Source organism: Verticiella alkaliphila, from assembly GCF_018904615.1.
Lineage (GTDB): Bacteria > Pseudomonadota > Gammaproteobacteria > Burkholderiales > Burkholderiaceae_B > Verticiella > Verticiella alkaliphila.
This window is the reverse complement of record NZ_JADCNH010000013.1, coordinates 27,844-43,777: the sequence shown is the minus strand read 5'-3', so window position 1 is coordinate 43,777 and position 15,934 is coordinate 27,844. Positions and strand designations below refer to the sequence as shown.

At 67.8% G+C, this 15,934-nt stretch carries 16 protein-coding genes; 4 read left to right on the top strand and 12 right to left on the bottom strand.

All coding sequences use genetic code 11. The annotated features are described in order from the left end of the window. Positions 1-86: 86 nt before the first annotated feature. Entirely contained in the window at positions 87-395 is a 309-nt protein-coding gene (locus IMZ29_RS10690; RefSeq protein ID WP_253207029.1) for a hypothetical protein, read from the bottom strand. A 153-nt stretch (positions 396-548) separates the two neighbouring features. Between IMZ29_RS10690 and IMZ29_RS10685 the strand changes: the two genes are divergently transcribed. Beyond that, on the top strand, positions 549-1,613 hold the full coding sequence (locus IMZ29_RS10685; protein WP_216183552.1) for an NAD(P)H-dependent flavin oxidoreductase: 1,065 nt from the start codon (positions 549-551) through the stop codon (positions 1,611-1,613). A gap of 35 nt (positions 1,614-1,648) precedes the next feature. On the opposite strand, the gene IMZ29_RS10680 is transcribed toward IMZ29_RS10685, so the two are convergent. Continuing rightward, positions 1,649-2,554 (bottom strand): LysR family transcriptional regulator, encoded by a 906-nt coding sequence (locus IMZ29_RS10680; RefSeq protein WP_216183550.1) that lies wholly within the window; start codon positions 2,552-2,554, stop codon positions 1,649-1,651. 102 nt (positions 2,555-2,656) lie between these two features. Here IMZ29_RS10680 and argC point away from each other — a divergent pair, with 102 nt between their 5' ends. Next, positions 2,657-3,592, top strand: coding sequence for an N-acetyl-gamma-glutamyl-phosphate reductase (argC, locus tag IMZ29_RS10675; protein WP_216183549.1), 936 nt, complete (start codon positions 2,657-2,659; stop codon positions 3,590-3,592). 111 nt (positions 3,593-3,703) lie between these two features. On the opposite strand, the gene IMZ29_RS10670 is transcribed toward argC, so the two are convergent. The 10 genes from IMZ29_RS10670 to IMZ29_RS10625 all read right to left on the bottom strand — a co-directional run bounded on the left by IMZ29_RS10670 (position 3,704) and on the right by IMZ29_RS10625 (position 12,434). Further along, a complete protein-coding gene (locus IMZ29_RS10670; protein ID WP_216183547.1) occupies positions 3,704-4,672 on the bottom strand; it encodes a DUF4214 domain-containing protein in 969 nt (322 codons plus the stop codon). A 239-nt stretch (positions 4,673-4,911) separates the two neighbouring features. Beyond that, complete coding sequence (locus tag IMZ29_RS10665) at positions 4,912-5,790, bottom strand: hypothetical protein (protein ID WP_216183545.1); 879 nt, start codon at positions 5,788-5,790, stop codon at positions 4,912-4,914. A gap of 112 nt (positions 5,791-5,902) precedes the next feature. Further along, on the bottom strand, positions 5,903-7,366 hold the full coding sequence (gene rng, locus IMZ29_RS10660) for a ribonuclease G (protein ID WP_216183543.1): 1,464 nt from the start codon (positions 7,364-7,366) through the stop codon (positions 5,903-5,905). After that, positions 7,363-7,959, bottom strand: a complete 597-nt coding sequence (locus IMZ29_RS10655; protein ID WP_216183541.1) for a Maf family protein — start codon at positions 7,957-7,959, stop codon at positions 7,363-7,365. The genes rng and IMZ29_RS10655 overlap by 4 nt, the downstream gene beginning before the upstream one ends. Positions 7,960-7,966: 7 nt before the next feature. Further along, positions 7,967-8,437, bottom strand: coding sequence for a 23S rRNA (pseudouridine(1915)-N(3))-methyltransferase RlmH (rlmH, locus tag IMZ29_RS10650; protein ID WP_216183540.1), 471 nt, complete (start codon positions 8,435-8,437; stop codon positions 7,967-7,969). A gap of 9 nt (positions 8,438-8,446) precedes the next feature. Further along, the gene (gene rsfS / locus IMZ29_RS10645) at positions 8,447-8,794 is read right to left on the bottom strand and encodes a ribosome silencing factor (RefSeq protein WP_216183538.1); all 348 of its coding nucleotides are present in this window, start codon (positions 8,792-8,794) and stop codon (positions 8,447-8,449) included. 6 nt (positions 8,795-8,800) lie between these two features. Beyond that, positions 8,801-9,418, bottom strand: a complete 618-nt coding sequence (gene nadD / locus IMZ29_RS10640; protein ID WP_216183536.1) for a nicotinate (nicotinamide) nucleotide adenylyltransferase — start codon at positions 9,416-9,418, stop codon at positions 8,801-8,803. Continuing rightward, the gene (hemF, locus tag IMZ29_RS10635) at positions 9,415-10,350 is read right to left on the bottom strand and encodes an oxygen-dependent coproporphyrinogen oxidase (protein ID WP_216183534.1); all 936 of its coding nucleotides are present in this window, start codon (positions 10,348-10,350) and stop codon (positions 9,415-9,417) included. Before hemF ends, nadD begins: the two co-directional genes overlap by 4 nt. Beyond that, complete coding sequence (gene purD, locus IMZ29_RS10630; RefSeq protein ID WP_216183532.1) at positions 10,350-11,651, bottom strand: phosphoribosylamine--glycine ligase; 1,302 nt, start codon at positions 11,649-11,651, stop codon at positions 10,350-10,352. Before purD ends, hemF begins: the two co-directional genes overlap by 1 nt. A gap of 54 nt (positions 11,652-11,705) precedes the next feature. Next, on the bottom strand, positions 11,706-12,434 hold the full coding sequence (locus IMZ29_RS10625) for a YebC/PmpR family DNA-binding transcriptional regulator (protein WP_216183530.1): 729 nt from the start codon (positions 12,432-12,434) through the stop codon (positions 11,706-11,708). A 149-nt stretch (positions 12,435-12,583) separates the two neighbouring features. Between IMZ29_RS10625 and IMZ29_RS10620 the strand changes: the two genes are divergently transcribed. Both IMZ29_RS10620 and IMZ29_RS10615 read left to right on the top strand, forming a co-directional pair. Continuing rightward, positions 12,584-15,004, top strand: a complete 2,421-nt coding sequence (locus IMZ29_RS10620) for a DNA internalization-related competence protein ComEC/Rec2 (protein WP_216183528.1) — start codon at positions 12,584-12,586, stop codon at positions 15,002-15,004. A 77-nt stretch (positions 15,005-15,081) separates the two neighbouring features. Further along, entirely contained in the window at positions 15,082-15,921 is an 840-nt protein-coding gene (locus tag IMZ29_RS10615; protein WP_216183526.1) for an alpha/beta fold hydrolase, read from the top strand. The last annotated feature ends 13 nt before the right edge of the window (positions 15,922-15,934 follow it).

The window sequence follows — 15,934 nt, the reverse complement described above, 5'->3', positions numbered from 1 at the left end:
CACCGGCAGCGGCGTATTAGAGCGCATCGCGCGAAGGCGCGCCATGAAGATTCGACGCTGCGACGATGGCGGCGGTCAGGAAACGCCTAGCGCTGAAGCCGGATCTCGAAGTACGCTTCGTCCGATTCGCCCAGGCCATGGAAGCCATCCTGTCGCGCCCGCTGGGCAGCCTTCTGCCAGCGCAAGGCCAGTTCGCGATCGAGCGGTGAGAGTTCGCTTTCGGACGATTCTTCGGCGTTCTGCCAGGCACGGTAGGCCGGGGTGACCTCGTCTTCGCCGCCCAGGGCGCGCTCCAAGGTCTTGCGAAAGCGCCGCTCGGCTTCTTGACGGTATTGCGGCGTGATCTCGGGAAAATCTTCGAGGGTGACGGAGTAGGACACGATGGCGTGACACATGAGTGGATGACTGTTTATTTATACAGTACAGCGCACAGCTGCGCAAGCATCCTCATGGGTTTGATGACGATCGTCCTTCGGGCTGGCTCAACCCCGGCGATGGGGAGTGCGGGGACATGCTAGGCTCGTGGCCTCGTCCTCTGGAGCCGCACGATGCCGCATCCCTCCCGGTTCGCCGATCTTGAATTGTCCCATCCAATCATCCAGGCGCCGATGGCAGGCGTATCCACGCCTGCGCTCGCCGCGGCGGTGTCGAACGCGGGGGGCTTGGGATCGCTCGGCATCGGTGCCAGCACGGTCGCGCAGGCCAGGGACATGATCCAGGCGACGCAGTCGCTCACCGATCGGCCCTTCAACGTCAACGTGTTCTGCCATGCGCCCGCGGTGCGCGATGCCGCGCGCGAATCCGCCTGGTTACGCCATCTGGCGCCGCTCTTTGCCGAGGTGGGCGCCACGCCGCCATTCTCGCTCAACGAGATCTATCCAAGCTTCCTGCATGACGATGCGGCGCTGGCGATGTTGCTCGAGACCAGGCCTGCCGTGGTGAGCTTTCACTTCGGTCTGCCCGATGCGGAGCGACTCGCGGCACTGCGCGAAGCGGGCATCGTGCTGATGGCCACGGCCACCAACCCTGCCGAGGCCGAGGCCATTGCGCGCGCAGGGCTCGATGCCATCGTGGCGCAAGGAATCGAGGCGGGCGGGCATCGTGGCATGTTCGACCCGGGCGCCGCGGATGAGCGCCTGAGCACGGCCGTGCTGGTACGCCTGCTGGTGCGCGAGTGCACGCTGCCCGTGATCGCCGCGGGCGGCATCATGGACGGGCAGGGTGTGCGCTCAATGCTCGATCTGGGTGCCGTCGCCGCGCAATTGGGCACGGCGTTCATCCTGACGCCGGAGTCTTCCGCCAACGCCAACTACCGCGCGGCACTGCAAAGTCAGCGAGCCCACCGCACGCGGCTGACGGCGGTGCTGTCCGGCCGCCCTGCGCGCGGCATGGTCAATCCGCTGATCGAGCATGGCGAGATCGACGGCGCACCCGTGCCTGCGGATTATCCGGTGGCCTATGACGCCGCCAAGCAACTGCATGCGGCCGAAGCGTCGCGCCAGTCTGCCGACTACGCCGCCCAATGGGCCGGGCAGGGCGCGCCGCTCGCGCGTGCCATGCCGGCAGCAGAACTGGTGCGCACGCTGGTGGCCGAGAGCTGCGGGCAGGCGTGAGCAGGTTCGCGCGCTAAGCACCCGGGTTGTGGTCATCACGCCCGGCTGGGCGCGGCCTCAGCCTGGGTTGGCCGTTGCAGGACGCCCAGCACGTGGTGAGTCGCGGCATCGAGTTCGCCCGCGCGGTGGGCAATGCCCAGGGCGCGCCACAGCGCGGGGCGCAGCGCTCGCAGCGTGATGCCGGCGGTGGGTGCCGGCGCGCTGGATTCCTGCGGCAACAGCGCGGCGCCGTAGCCTGCGGCGACCAGGCTCTTGATGGCGTCGTTGAAGTTGAGCTCGATGCGCGGTTGCGGGTGATGACCTGCGGCAGCGAACCACTCGCGCGTCTGGCGAGACAGTCGGGTGGTGGCGTCGTTGGCGATCAAGGGCCGGGCTGCGAGCCACGCCGGCGAGACCCGCGCAGGCGGGCTCCAGGCTTGCGGGACGAAGGCCATGACCGGATCGCGCCGCCAATCGTGCAGCACGATGCCTGGCACGGGCGGCTGGGGCAACGCGACCAGTCCGATATCCAGCGTACCCTGGCGCAGGCGCGCGAGGGTGTCCTCGGACGTGAGCACGGCCACCTCGATGTCGACCTCCGGATGCTCGCGACTCATCGCGTGGATGGCCTGCGGCAGCAGGTGGGCGAGCACGCCCGTGGAAGCGCCGATGCGGACACGCCCGGCCACGCCGGCGACCTGACGCTGAATGTCTTCCAGCGCCTGCTCAGCCTGGGCAAGCAGATGGCGCGCGCGGGTGATGAGGCTTTCGCCGATCGATGTCGGACGCACCGCACCGCGGCCGCGGTGCAGCAGCGACGCGCCGATGCGGGCTTCGAGCTCGGCCACGTGCAGGCTGACAGTGGGCGGCGCCAGATGCAGGCGTTGCGCTGCCTTCGCAAAGGAACCCAGATCGGCAATGGCGACCAGGGTACGCAGGCGGTCCAGACTGATCTCGCGCATGTCGGTATTCAGAATAGCTGATCGTGATCATCATGATATTCAACTTTTCTGTACTGGGTGCGGGGCGCAAGATGGTGGGTATCTTCATGGCGCGAGGCACGCATGGCCAAGACACACGTATTCATCGACGGCGAACAGGGAACTACCGGATTGCAAATCCGGGAACGTTTGGCTGGACGCACGGATATCGAACTCATCACGCTGCCCGAGGCAGAGCGCAAGGACGAGGCGCGTCGCACGCAGGCGCTCAACGACTGCGATGTGGCCATTCTCTGCCTGCCCGACGCCGCTGCCCGCGAGGCCGCCGCCTGGGTGCGACGCGATGGCGTGCGCATCATCGATGCGAGCTCCGCGCATCGGACGCATCCGGACTGGACCTATGGTTTGCCCGAGCTCGATCCGGCGCAGGCGGCACGGATCGCGGGCGCCTCTCGGATCAGCAATCCCGGGTGCTATCCCACCGGGGCGATCACGCTGCTGCGCCCGCTCGTGGATGCCGGCCTGTTGCGCGAGGACGCGGCGCTCGCCATCCATGCCGTGTCGGGGTACTCCGGGGGCGGCCGGGCGGCCATCGATCGCTTCGAGGGCGAGGCAGGCGACGGGGGCCGGCCGCCCTCATTCCAGGTGTACGGGCTCGGCCTCGATCACAAGCACGTGCCCGAGATCCAGCAGCACGCGCGGCTGATCCAGCGTCCGATCTTCGTTCCGGCCTATGGCGCGTATCGGCAAGGCATCGTGCTCACGATCGCGCTGCCCTTGGGCGCGCTGCGCGCGGGCGTCATGGCGCGGCACGTGCATGCTGCGCTGGCAGACCGCTATGCCGACACGGCACAGGTGCGCGTGGCGGCGCCTGTCGAGGACGCGAGCACGGCCATCCTGGATCCCCAGGCCCTCAACGGCACGAACGACCTCTCGCTCGCCGTGTTCGACAACGGCGCGCTGGGGCAGGTCCTGCTCACCGCTGTCTTCGACAACCTTGGGAAGGGCGCGGCGGGCGCAGCCGTGCAGAACCTGGACTTGCTGATGGCGGCGCGGTGACAGATTGCCCACAGCGACGCCAGGACAGCGGATCGACAGCACACGGGACGATGCAGGCCGGGTCTTGGCGCAGGTTGGCGCGTGCTGTGGGCCTCCCCGTGGGTGAACACATCAGAACAGATTGTCGTGTGACTCTGGCGCGATGCCCACCAACAGGATGTCCGCCTGCGCTGTGGGCGTCTGCACGTCTGCCCAAGCCGGTTCGATGATGGTGGACTCATCGTCCACGAGACGCGCCAGCAACGGTTCATGTCCGGGTGCCATCCGCGTCGCGGCGGCGTTGGCACCGGCTGCCGCTGCCATGGCCTGGATGGCGAGATACGCGTCGCCTGCGGTGGCCACGCCGTCGATCACCTGGGCGAGATCGATGAGCGAGCCGGGGCCGGACATGTGTGCCTGCGCGGCATACTCCGCCACAGCGATGCGTGCCTGCAGGTAGTGACCGTCGCCGGAGGCGCCGAGGGCGCTGGTCAGGAAGACGGCGATGAGCGTGCTGCGGTCGGCGCCTGCCTGCAGTTGCTCCGTCCAATACTGGGCACCGCCCGGGTCAGGCGTCCGGTCCAGCACGGTGTCGTAGACGAACTGCACGTAGGCCGCGTCATTCAGTGCCGTGCCTTGCTCACCGTGCTGCGCACCGGCAAGGTACATCGCCTTCGCCATGTGCTTCATGGCGTCCGGCTCGGACTGGCCTTGGGCCAGCAATCCGGCAAGATCGTTGGCCCAATAGACGAGCCCGGTGTGCTCCGGTGCCCGATCGAACGCGGCCACGTAGATGCCGATCAGGAACTCCACCTGGGCGTCCGTGACGCCTGGCAGCCCGAGATCGAGCGCGGGCAGTGCAGGGTGCCCCAGCCCTGCGTCGAACACGTGCTGCAGCACGGCACCGGCGCTGGGCTGGGTGTGCTCGAGGGCGGCGGGCAGCCAGCCGCTGAGAAAATCGGTACTGGTGAGCGTGCCGTCCGAGAGGGCGCGAAGAAGGGTGTCATGGTCTGCGGGGGCTGCGGTGGGATAGAAGTAGGCGAGGAGCTCGATGGGAGCGATGCTGTTGGCGTAAGCGACGCGATTGTCGATCGCCCACATGTCTACAGGATGTGTGGGAAAGGCATTTTCGTATTGGCCTGCAGTACCCACCATACCTGGGACAATGAACTGCATACTGTCGTAAACGGTGGTGTTGCCACGCGCTATTCCAGCATCAATAACCGCAACCCATGTGGTCGCAAAGTCTGGACGGGAGGGCAAGTATCTCTGCTGAAAAAGGGAAATCTGCTCTACGGCTTCATGTCGGGTCATTTTCATAAATTGGTCCGTGGTGGCTTCTAGTGAACTGCAGTGACTCGGCAGCGGTTCCCTGATTTCAGTATGTAGATTGCAGTGGTCTTTCCTGAGCCAAATTGCAGGTTGGCGGCTCGCTGGCAGAGTCCATTTGCAGCAAGTACTCCGCCTTGGTTCGCCTCATCATTTCCGGCAGCCGAGACATCGATGGCTCGGGTGATCTCTTCCCATGCGTCGGGCATGAACGTATTTACATACGCCCCCCACCCCAATCCCCGAGGATTGCCCCCAGGGGCATGAAAAGGCCCATTCGCGATCTTGCTCGCCCGGCTCCACCAATCCGACAGCCACCAGTTGTAGCCACTGGTCTCCGGACACCGTCCCGCCAGTCCAAACGCCCGGTAGTAGGCAATCAACTGGTTGCGGTAGCTGTTCTCGATGAGTGTGTTGCCGCCGGATCCATAGCCGGCATCACCAGGCCCGCAGATCATGGCCGAGATCGACGAGGGGATGGTCAGTTCGGTGCCCACGGTGGGCGGCGGCGGTGCAGGGGGAGGCACAGCGGTGCAGGTGCCGCTCCAGCTCGACCAGGCAGACCAGGGGCCGTTGGCGATGCTGCCGTTCTGATGGGTGTAGACCGTGCGCGAGCGGGTCCGCCGTTGCGTGCCGGTCTGGCCGCTGGGGCAGGCGCGGGATTCGCTGCCGGAAGTGCTGCTGGTACGAACGCATCCGTCCCAGTCCGCCTGGAAGGTGAAGCCAGAACGGCAGCCGCCCGGGGAGCTCTGCTGAATGGAAGCCTCGGCGCGCACGCCGGTGGCAGCAAAGCCGATGTCGGCACTGGACGGCGACGGCATGGAAGCCGCCGCGCCCGAAAGGGCAGGAAGGCCGAGGACGCAACAGCAGAAAGCAGCATGATGGTACATGCCGCTATGCTACGAAACGTACCTCAATGTTTCTATACGTGTAGCCTGCTACGTATTTGCGTACGAGGTAAGCTCATGAGCGGGCCGGTGTTGTCGCCAGGGTCAATCGTGCTCACACCAAGATCACATCGTACTGCTCTTGGCTATACCCGGTCTCCACCTGCAGCGACACGGGCTTGCCGATGAAGTCGCCCATCTGCGCCAGGTGCTGGCTTTCTTCTTCCAGGAAGAGATCGATCACGCTCTGCGAGGCGAGGATCCGGAATTCGCGGGGATTGAACTGATGCGCCTCGCGCAGCAGCTCGCGCAGGATCTCATAGCACACGGTGCGGGCCGTCTTCACATTGCCGCGCGCCTGGCAGACGGGGCAGTGCTCGGTCATCAGGTGGGCCAGCGATTCCCGTGTGCGCTTGCGCGTCATCTCCACCAGGCCCAGCTGCGTGAAACCGTTCACGGTGACGCGCGTACGGTCGCGTGACAGCGCCTTCTTGAGCTCCACGAGCACGGCATCCCGATGCTCGAGGTTCTCCATGTCGATGAAGTCGAGGATGATGATGCCGCCCAGGTTGCGCAGACGCAGCTGACGCGCGATGGCCAGGGACGCTTCGAGGTTCGTCTTGAAGATGGTGTCGTCGAAGTTGCGCCCGCCGACGAAGCCGCCGGTGTTCACGTCGATGGTGGTGAGCGCCTCGGTCTGGTCGATGATGAGGTAGCCACCGGACTTGAGCTCCACGCGGCGCGACAGCGCACGGGCGATCTCCTCATCCACGCTGTAGAGATCGAAGAGGGGGCGCTCGCCGCTGTAGTGCGACAGCCGCTCCTGCACCGCGGGCGTGTACTCGGCAGCCCACGTGCGCAATTGCGCCACGGTGGAGCGTGAATCGACCTGGATCGATTGCGTGTCGGCACTGACCACGTCGCGCAGCACGCGCTGGGCGAGGTTCAGGTCCTCGTGCAGCAGCGTGGGCGGCGCGCTCGTGCGGCTGCGGTTCTGCACGGACGTCCAGAGCTTGGCGAGGTAGTCGATATCCGCGGCGATCTCTTCCTCGGTGGCGTCCTCGGCCTGGGTGCGCACGATGTAGCCGCCCGCTTCGCCCTCGATCATGCACTTCTGCACGAGTTCGCGCAGGCGCGTGCGCTCGGCGTCGTTCTCGATGCGCTGCGAGATGCCCACGTGCGGGTCGTACGGCAGGTAGACCAGCATGCGGCCGGCCAGGCTGATCTGGGTGGACAGGCGCGCGCCCTTGGTGCCGATCGGATCCTTGATGACCTGCACCTTGATCGACTGGCCTTCGAAGAGCAGCTTCTCGATCGGCGTGGGCGTCTGTCCGTGTGCACGCTCGATGCGATTCTCGCGGATGTCCGCAATGTGCAGGAAGGCCGCGCGCTCCAGACCGATCGTGATGAAGGCGCTCTGCATGCCGGGCAGCACGCGCGCCACGCGACCCAGGTACACGTTGCCCACGTACCCCTTGTGGGCGCTGCGCTCCAGGTGCAGCTCCTGCACGGCGCCTTGCGAGACCACGGCGACGCGCGTCTCGAAGGGCGAGACGTTGATGAGGATGTCTTCGGTCATGGCAGGACGATCCCGATGCGGCCAAGGAGACGTGCGGTTTCGAACACGGGCAGGCCCATCACGCCCGTGTAGCTGCCTTCGATGCGTTCGACGAACATGCCCGCCAGACCCTGGATGCCGTAGGCACCCGCCTTGTCGTAGGGCTCGTTGCTGTCGCAGTAGCGCTGGATGTCGCGCGCGGTGAGCGCACGAAAATGCACGACGGTGATCGACACGTCCTCGTACAGCGCACCGGCGAGGTCGGCGAGCACAAGGGCGGTGTGCACTTCGTGGCGGGTGCCGGACAGCCGCTGCAGGATGGCCTCCGCCTCCTCGCGGTCCGCGGGCTTGCCGAGGACGTCGTCACCCAGGATCACCGTGGTGTCGGCGGCAAGGATGGGGCGCGGCGAGAGGCCGCGCTTGCGGATCGTGACCAGACCGCGCTCGGCCTTCTCGCGGGCCGTCCGGCGCACGTAGACGCTGGGCGCCTCGCCCGGCAACCGGGGCTCGTCCACATCGGTGGCGGCGAGAACGAGGACGTCGTGCGGCACCCGGATCTGGGCGAGGAGTTCGCGGCGCCGAGGGCTGCGGGAAGCGAGATAAATGGCGGTCATGCCACGATTATGCCCGGTGATACGGGTGGTTGTGCAGGATCGCCCAGGCGCGATAGAGCTGTTCGGCCAGCACCACGCGGACCATGGGGTGAGGCAGGGTGAGCGAGGAGAGCCGGATGAGGCGATCGCACGCGCGCTTGAGATCGCCGTCCAGGCCGTCCGGGCCACCGATGAGAAAGGCGACGTCGCGTCCGTCGCCGCGCCATTGCGTCATGGCGTGGGACAGATCCATCGTGGTGAGATCCTTGCCGCGCTCGTCCAGCGCGATGCGCAGGCAGTTGGGCGGCAGGGCCGCTTCGATGCGCTTGGCTTCGGCTGCCATCATCTGTGCCGGTGTGCGGCCCGTCGTGCGCGGCTCGGGCTTGATCTCGCGCAACTCGAGCGGGCTGTCTGGCGGCAGCCGCTTGGCGTAGTCCGTGAAGGCCTCCACCACCCAGTCCGGCATGCGCTGGCCCACGGCCAGGATGTACAGCTTCACCGCCCGGCCTTACGCGAGGAGCTTCACGCGCACCGGCTTGCCGCCCCAGACCTCTTCCAGCGCGTAGTACTGGCGGATGGCGGGCTGCATGATGTGGACGACGATGTCGCCCAGATCCACGAGCACCCATTCGCCCGTGTCCTCGCCTTCGGTGGCGATGATGGGGACGTTGAGCTCGCGCGCCTTCTCGCGCACGCTGTTGGCCAGCGCGCGTGTCTGGCGGTTCGAGGTGCCGGAGACGATCACCACGCGGTCAAAGAGGCCGGTGAGATGGGTCGTGTTGAAGACCTTGATGTCTTGCGCCTTCACGTCCTCGAGGGCGTCGATCACGGCGCGTTGCAGTTTTGTCAAATCCATAAGTCGTCAGGTCTGGTACAGGTGATGCGTTCGAATATAGTCCGCCACAACGGCGGGGGTGAGCCCATCGAGGGAAAGCCCTGCCTTGGCCCGCGCGCGAATCTCGGTGGCAGAGACGGGCGAGGGCGACCAGGGCAGATGCGCAACCGGGGTCGCGCGGGCCTCGAGGAGCCGGGACAGGGCTTCTGGCGGTGCCGGGGCAAAGCCCGGCCGGCTGGCCACCGCCAGTTGCACGCGGGAGGCGATCTCTTCCCAGGCGTGCCAGGTACAGAAGTTGGCGAGCTGATCACTGCCCAGCAGCCAGATGTAGGTATGCGCAGGGTCATCGCCTGCGCCCATGGCCCGCAACGTGTCCACCGTGTAGGTGGGGCCGCTGCGGGCAATCTCTGCCGCGTTCACGGTGAGACCCGGCTCGCCCGCCACGGCCAGCGCCAGCATGGCCAGTCGATCCTCCGGGCTGGCGCCCAGTGGCGCACGCTGCCAGGGCGCGGCCGCCGGAATCAGTTGCACCGTATCCAACTGCAAATGCGCACGCGCGGTGCGCGCCAGATCCAGGTGCACGACGTGCACAGGATCGAAGCTGCCGCCCAGCAGGCCAGTGCGCTGCCCGGCGGTGCGCGTCACGCGCCGCCCTCAACCCAATCGCGCGGGGTGAGAAAGGCGGCGAGCCGGCCCTCGGGCGTGCCGGGCTCGGGTGTGTACGCGTACCGCCAGGCCGCCAGCGGCGGCATGGACATCAGGATCGATTCCGTGCGTCCGCCGGACTGCAGGCCAAACAGCGTGCCGCGATCATAGACGAGATTGAACTCGACGTAGCGACCACGACGATAGGCCTGGAAATCGCGCTCGCGTTTGCCGTAAGGCAAGTGGCGACGGCGCTCGACGATGGGCAGGTAGGCATCGAGGAACGCGTCGCCCACGGCGCGCGTGATGGCGAAGGAGGGCTCGAAGCCCGGCTCGTTCAGGTCGTCGAAGAAGACGCCCCCGACGCCACGGGTCTCGCCGCGGTGCTTCAGATAGAAATACTCGTCGCACCAGGCCTTGTACCGGGGGTACCAGGCGTCGCCATGGGGCGCCAGGGCATTCGCGCAGGTGCGATGGAAGTGGATCGCGTCGTCTTCGTGCGGGTAGTACGGCGTGAGGTCCATCCCGCCGCCGAACCAAAAGACGTCCCCCGCCGTGAAAGCGCGCACGTTGGCGTGCACAGTGGGCACGTGCGGATTACGCGGGTGCAGCACGAGCGACACGCCCATGGCTTCCCAGGGCCGGCCGGCCAGTTCGGGGCGACGGGCCGTGGCCGAGGGCGGCAGCGTCGAGCCGCGGACGTCGCTAAAGAGCACGCCGGCGCGCTCGAAGAGCTCGCCGCCTTCGATGAGTCGCGAGATACCGCCGCCACCTTCCGCACGCGTCCAGGTGTCCGTGAGGAAGGGTTCACCGCTCGCCGCCTCGAGGCCGGCCACGATGCTCGACTGCAGCCCCGTGAAGTAGGCGCGCAGGCGCGACTGGCGTTCCTCGGGATTGACCGTCGGGTCCGGAGCGGGGGATGCCGCGTGCATCAGCGCGGCTGGCCCGGTTTGGCGTTGATGGCGCGCCAGCCGATGTCGCGACGCACCTGCATGCCGTCGAAGTGGATGCGGTCCACGGCCTGGTAAGCCCGCTGCTGCGCGAGCTTGACGGAGTCGCCCAGCGCGGTCACGCAGAGCACCCGGCCGCCAGACGTGACGACCTTGTCGCCATCCATGCGCGTGCCGGCATGGAACACCATGCAGTCTTCGGCATCCTCGGGCAGACCTTCGATGGCGTCGCCGTTGCGCGGCGTGCCGGGGTAGTTGTGCGCGGCCATGACCACGCCCAGGGCGGTGCGGCGATCCCAGTCGATCTCGACCTGGTCGAGGGTGCCATTCACGGCGTGCTCGAAGACCCGCGTCATGTCGCTCTTGATGCGCATCATGATCGGTTGCGTCTCGGGGTCACCCATGCGGCAGTTGTACTCGAGCACGCGCAGCGTGGCCGGCTGGCCCTCGGCACCCGGCGCGATCATGAGGCCGGCATACAGGAAGCCAGTGAACGGGATGCCGTCTTTCGTCATCCCCTGGATCGTGGGCAGGATCACCTCGCGCATGATGCGGTTGTGCAGCTGCGGGGTGACGAGCGGGGCGGGCGAGTAGGCGCCCATGCCGCCCGTGTTGGGGCCGGCATCACCCGTGAGCAGGCGCTTGTGGTCCTGGCTCGTGGCGAGCGGCAACACGTGCTGGCCATCGCACAGCACGATGAAGCTGACTTCCTCGCCCAGCAGGCATTCCTCGATCACGACGCGAGCGCCGGCGGCGCCCAGCGAGCCATCGCCCAGCATGGCGTCGATGGCGCCGTGGGCTTCCTCGAGCGTCTGCGCCACGACCACACCCTTGCCGGCGGCCAGGCCATCGGCCTTGATGACGATCGGTGCGCCTTGCTCGTCCACATAGGCGTGCGCCTGGGCAGGATCGGTGAAGGTCTGGTAGCGCGCCGTCGGGATGTGGTGGCGCACCATGAACTGCTTGGCGAAATCCTTGGAGCTTTCGAGCTGCGCGGCGGCGCGCGTCGGGCCGAAGATCTTCAGGCCGCGCGAGCGGAACACGTCAACCACGCCAGCCGCGAGCGGTGCTTCCGGCCCGACCACGGTGAGTTGGACCTGGTTGGCCTGGGCGAAGTCGGCGAGTTCGGCCGGATCCGTGATCTCGACGTTCTGCAAACGATCGTCCAGAGCCGTGCCGCCGTTGCCGGGGGCGACGAAAATGGTTTCGACCCGGCTGGACTGGGCCAGGCGCCAGGCGAGGGCGTGTTCGCGGCCGCCGGAGCCGATGATGAGAATGCGCATGATATTTCAGGAACCACAGGTTGCCGCCGGGGCGGCAGATTCATCGGGCCGGGATCAGCCTTCGTCCATGACGGCGGTGGTGTAGACGTCCTGGACGTCGTCCAGGCTTTCCAGCGCGTCGAGCAGCTTCTGCATGCGCTGGGCATCCTCGCCGACGAGCTCGGTCTCGTTCAGGGCCTTCATGACGATGCCGTCGACTTCGGCCTTCAGGCCGGCGGCCGTGAGCGCCTGGCGCACGGCAGCGTAATCGGCGGGCGCGCAGATCACTTCGATCACGCCTTCGGTGTCGGTCTGCACATCCTCGGCGCCGGCCTCGAGCGCGGCTTCCATCACCGCGTCCTCGGACGTGCCGGGCGCGAAAATGAACTGGCCGCAATGCTTGAACATGAAGGCGACCGACCCTTCCTGGCCGAGATTGCCGCCGTTCTTTGCAAAGGCGTGGCGCACTTCGGCCACCGTGCGGGTACGGTTGTCCGTCATCGTGTCGACGATCACGGCCGCGCCGCCGATGCCGTAGCCTTCGTAGCGGATTTCGTCGTAGTTCGCGCCGTCAGCGCCGCCCGTGCCCCGCGCAATGGCGCGCTGCACGTTGTCCTTCGGCATGTTGGCATCCGTGGCCTTGTCCCAGGCCAGACGCAACCGCGGATTGGCGTCCGGATCCGCGCCGCCGGCGCGTGCCGCCACCGTGATCTCGCGGATGATCTTGGTCCAGAGCTTGCCGCGCTTGGCGTCTTGACGCCCTTTGCGGTGCTGGATGTTGGCCCACTTGGAATGCCCTGCCATGACGTGACGTGTGTCCTGATCGCAAAAAAGGTAGGTTCCGAGTATAGCCTCCCCACCTTGCCCCCGCCCAGCCTCGAGGGTATGAGGATTGGCACGCACCCGGGCGCCAGAGCGCCCGTCGGGCCGCTAGGATCCCTCGATTTGGGCGGATGACGGCGATGGTGCGGCTGGGCATGCTGGGGTTCGTGGTCGGTGCGGCGGCGCTGCACCTGCTCGCGGCCGTGCCCGGCAACATGGGTGGCGCGTGCATCGCGGCGCTGCTCGCTGCAGGCCTGGCGCTGGGGTGGCGCATCCGGTGGCCAGCCCGCCGATCCTGGCGGCGGGGCGGCCAGACCGTGGCCCTGGTGATGACGGCTGCCGGGCTCGGCTTCGCCACGACCGGCTGGCGGGCCGAGCAACGCCTGACCGACGCGCTCGACGTGGCGCACGAGAATCTCGTCACGCGGCTCGTGATCGATGTCGTCGGATTGCCCACGGGGGATGCCCACGCACAACGCTTCGTCGCCCGCGTCGTGACGTCCCCGGTGGCGGGCGTGCCACGCGATCTTCTCGTCAACTGGTACGCCGCGCCGCACGCGCCGCCGGGCGAAGCGCCTGCCATGGCGCCCGGCACCCTGGTGCGGCCGGGTGAACGCTACAGCGCCGCCCTGGTCCTGCGTCGGCCGCACGGCGCCATGAATCCGCATGCCTTCGATGCCGAGGCCTGGCTCTTCGAGCGCGGCCTGCGCGCGCAGGCCACCGTGCGCGGCGCACCGGTGCTGCTGGAGGATGCGCCCTGGCGTGATCTGGGCATCGCCGTGCAGCGGCTGCGCCATGTCTTGCGGGAATCGCTGCGGCCTCATCTCGAGGGTACGCGCTGGGGGCCGCTGGTGCTGGCGCTTGCGCTGGGGGATCAGGCCGGCGTTCAGGCGGCAGATTGGGAGTTGTTCAACCGATCCGGGATCACGCACCTGGTGTCCATCAGTGGTATGCACGTCACCTTGCTGTCGAGCCTCGTGGCAGGCGTGGTCGTGTGGCTGTGGCCGCGCTTGCGCTGGCGCCGTGTGTCGCTGGCCGAGCGCATGCCCGCGCAGGTGCCGGCGGCCATGGTGGCCGTGCTGGTGGCCCTGGGCTACAGCCTCGTCGCCGGATGGGGCGTGCCCGCGCGCCGCACGTTCTACATGCTGGCAACGGTCGCCATCACCGTGGCGTTGCGTCTTCCCCTCAGCACGTCGCGCGTCATGGTGCTGGCGCTCTTTGCCGTCACGCTCGCCGATCCCTGGGCGCCCCTGTCGCCTGGTTTCTGGCTCTCGTTCGGGGCGGTCGCGGTGCTGCTGTGGGCCTCGGACGGCCGCTGGCGCGCAGCGCCGCGCTGGCGCTGGATCGGCACCCTGCGTGAGGCGACGCGGCTGCAGCTCATCATGTCGGTGGCCCTCGTGCCGGCGCTCGCGCTGCAATTCCACTCGGTATCTCTGGTGTCGCCGCTCGCCAACGCGCTGGCGATTCCCGTGGTGAGCCTGGTGGCCACGCCGCTGTCGCTGGCCGGCATGCTGCTCGCCCCCGTCACCTCGTTGGGCGGCAGCGTGGCGCGCGCCTCCGAGGCCGTGCTGGGCTGGCTCATGGTGCCGGTGTATTGGCTGGCCGATCGGCCGGAAGCCGCGATCCTCACGGCAGCGCCCTCGTGGCCGTGGGTAGCGTTCGCCGCCGTCGGAGTCGCGTACGCCTTGTTGCCCGCTGGCGCGCCGCGACGCGCCTGGGGTTGGCTGACCCTCGCGCCGCTGCTTCTCTTGTCGCCCACGCGTCCGCTCACGGGAGAGTGGCGTCTGACCGCGCTGGATGTCGGCCAGGGCGCGGCCATCGTCATCGAGACGGCACGCCATACGGTCGTGGTGGATACCGGCCCGCCGCTGGGGCCTGGCAACGACGCAGGAGAGCGCACCGTCTGGCCCTACCTGCGTGCCCGGGGCGTTCGCCACCTGGATGACCTCATCGTCTCGCATGCGGATGCAGACCACATTGGCGGGCTGTCGTCGTTGCTGAAGCGGCTGCCCGTGACCCGCCTGCGCATGCCAGGGCAGGGTGAGGGTGACGGCGGGTGGGCACCGTGCGCGGCAGGGCAGGGTTGGTGGCTGGACGGCGTCGCGTTCCGGTTTGTCCATCCGCTCGTGCCGGGGCGCAACGCCGCCGCGTCGGCAGAGCGCAATGCCAACAGTTGCGTGCTCCTGGTCCAGGGGCTGCACCACGCCGCGCTCCTGCCGGGCGACATCGGCCGCGCGCAGGAAGTCGCGATGGCGCAGCGCACGGATGTTGGGGCCGATGTCGTGCTCATGGCGCATCATGGGTCAGACTCGTCTTCGGCACCCGCCTTCATCGAGGCCGTCGGGGCCCAGCACGCGATTGCCCAGGCGGGCTATCTCAGCCGATTCGGGCACCCACGGCCGGCCGTGCTCGCGCGCTGGACGGCGGCGGGCGCCCAGACGCATCGCACCGACCGGCATGGTGCCGTGATCGCGGAATCCCGCGGGCAAGGGCTCACCGTCACACGCCAGCGCGAGGCGGCCGCGCGCTACTGGCACCGGCGTGATCCATAGCGCCGGCTGCGCGCCACGAAGTGCCGGATGCCTCCTCTATACTGATCGATCCCCCGAGTGCCCCTGAGAGACCCGCCGTGTCGTCGCGTCCGCTGCTGTACTTTTCCCACGCCAACAGCTTTCCTGCCGGGACGTATCGCGCGCTCTTCGAGCGGCTCGAGGGGCGCTTTCGCGTCGCCGCGGCAGATCGGTACGGGCACGACCCGGATTTTCCCGTGACGGACAACTGGCCGCACCTGGTGCGTGAAGCTGCGCGCGAGCTCGCGCGCGCGCGGCAGGGGCAGGAGCCAGTCATCCTCGTCGGCCATTCGCTGGGGGGCTTTCTAAGCCTGAAGTTGGCGGCGGCCGACCCGACGGCCGTGCAGGCCGTCGTCATGCTCGATTCGCCCGTGCTGGGCGGCTGGCGTGCCGGTATCTGGCGTGCGGCCAAGCGCGTAGGGCTTGCGGCCCGCGTGCCGCCGTCCAGCATCGCGCGGCGCCGACGTGATTGCTTCGCCTCCGGAGACGAAGCAATCGCACATTTTCGGCGCAAGCCCGCCTTCGCCCAATGGCCCGATGCAGTCCTTGCCGACTACGTCGCGTGTGGCCTGGGGCCTGCCGGGCCGGACGGCGCTCGTCTGCGCTTCGCACGGGAGGTCGAAGCGCAGATCTATTGCACGCTGCCGCACGATCTCGGCCAGACCGCACGCCAGCTACGTCGGGCGGCGCCCACATTGCCGATTGGCTTCATCCATGGAACCCACTCGGCTGAAATCCGTCAAGTAGGTATGGCCGGTACGCGTGCGCTCGTCGGACCCCACCTGCGCAGCATCGAGGGCGGGCACCTCTTTCCCATGGAGCGGCCCCACGCGACCGCGGATGCGCTGCTCGGCCTCTTGGGCGACATGCTGTCGCCGGCCCTGGCGAGGGCTGCCTGAACGCGTTTGACTG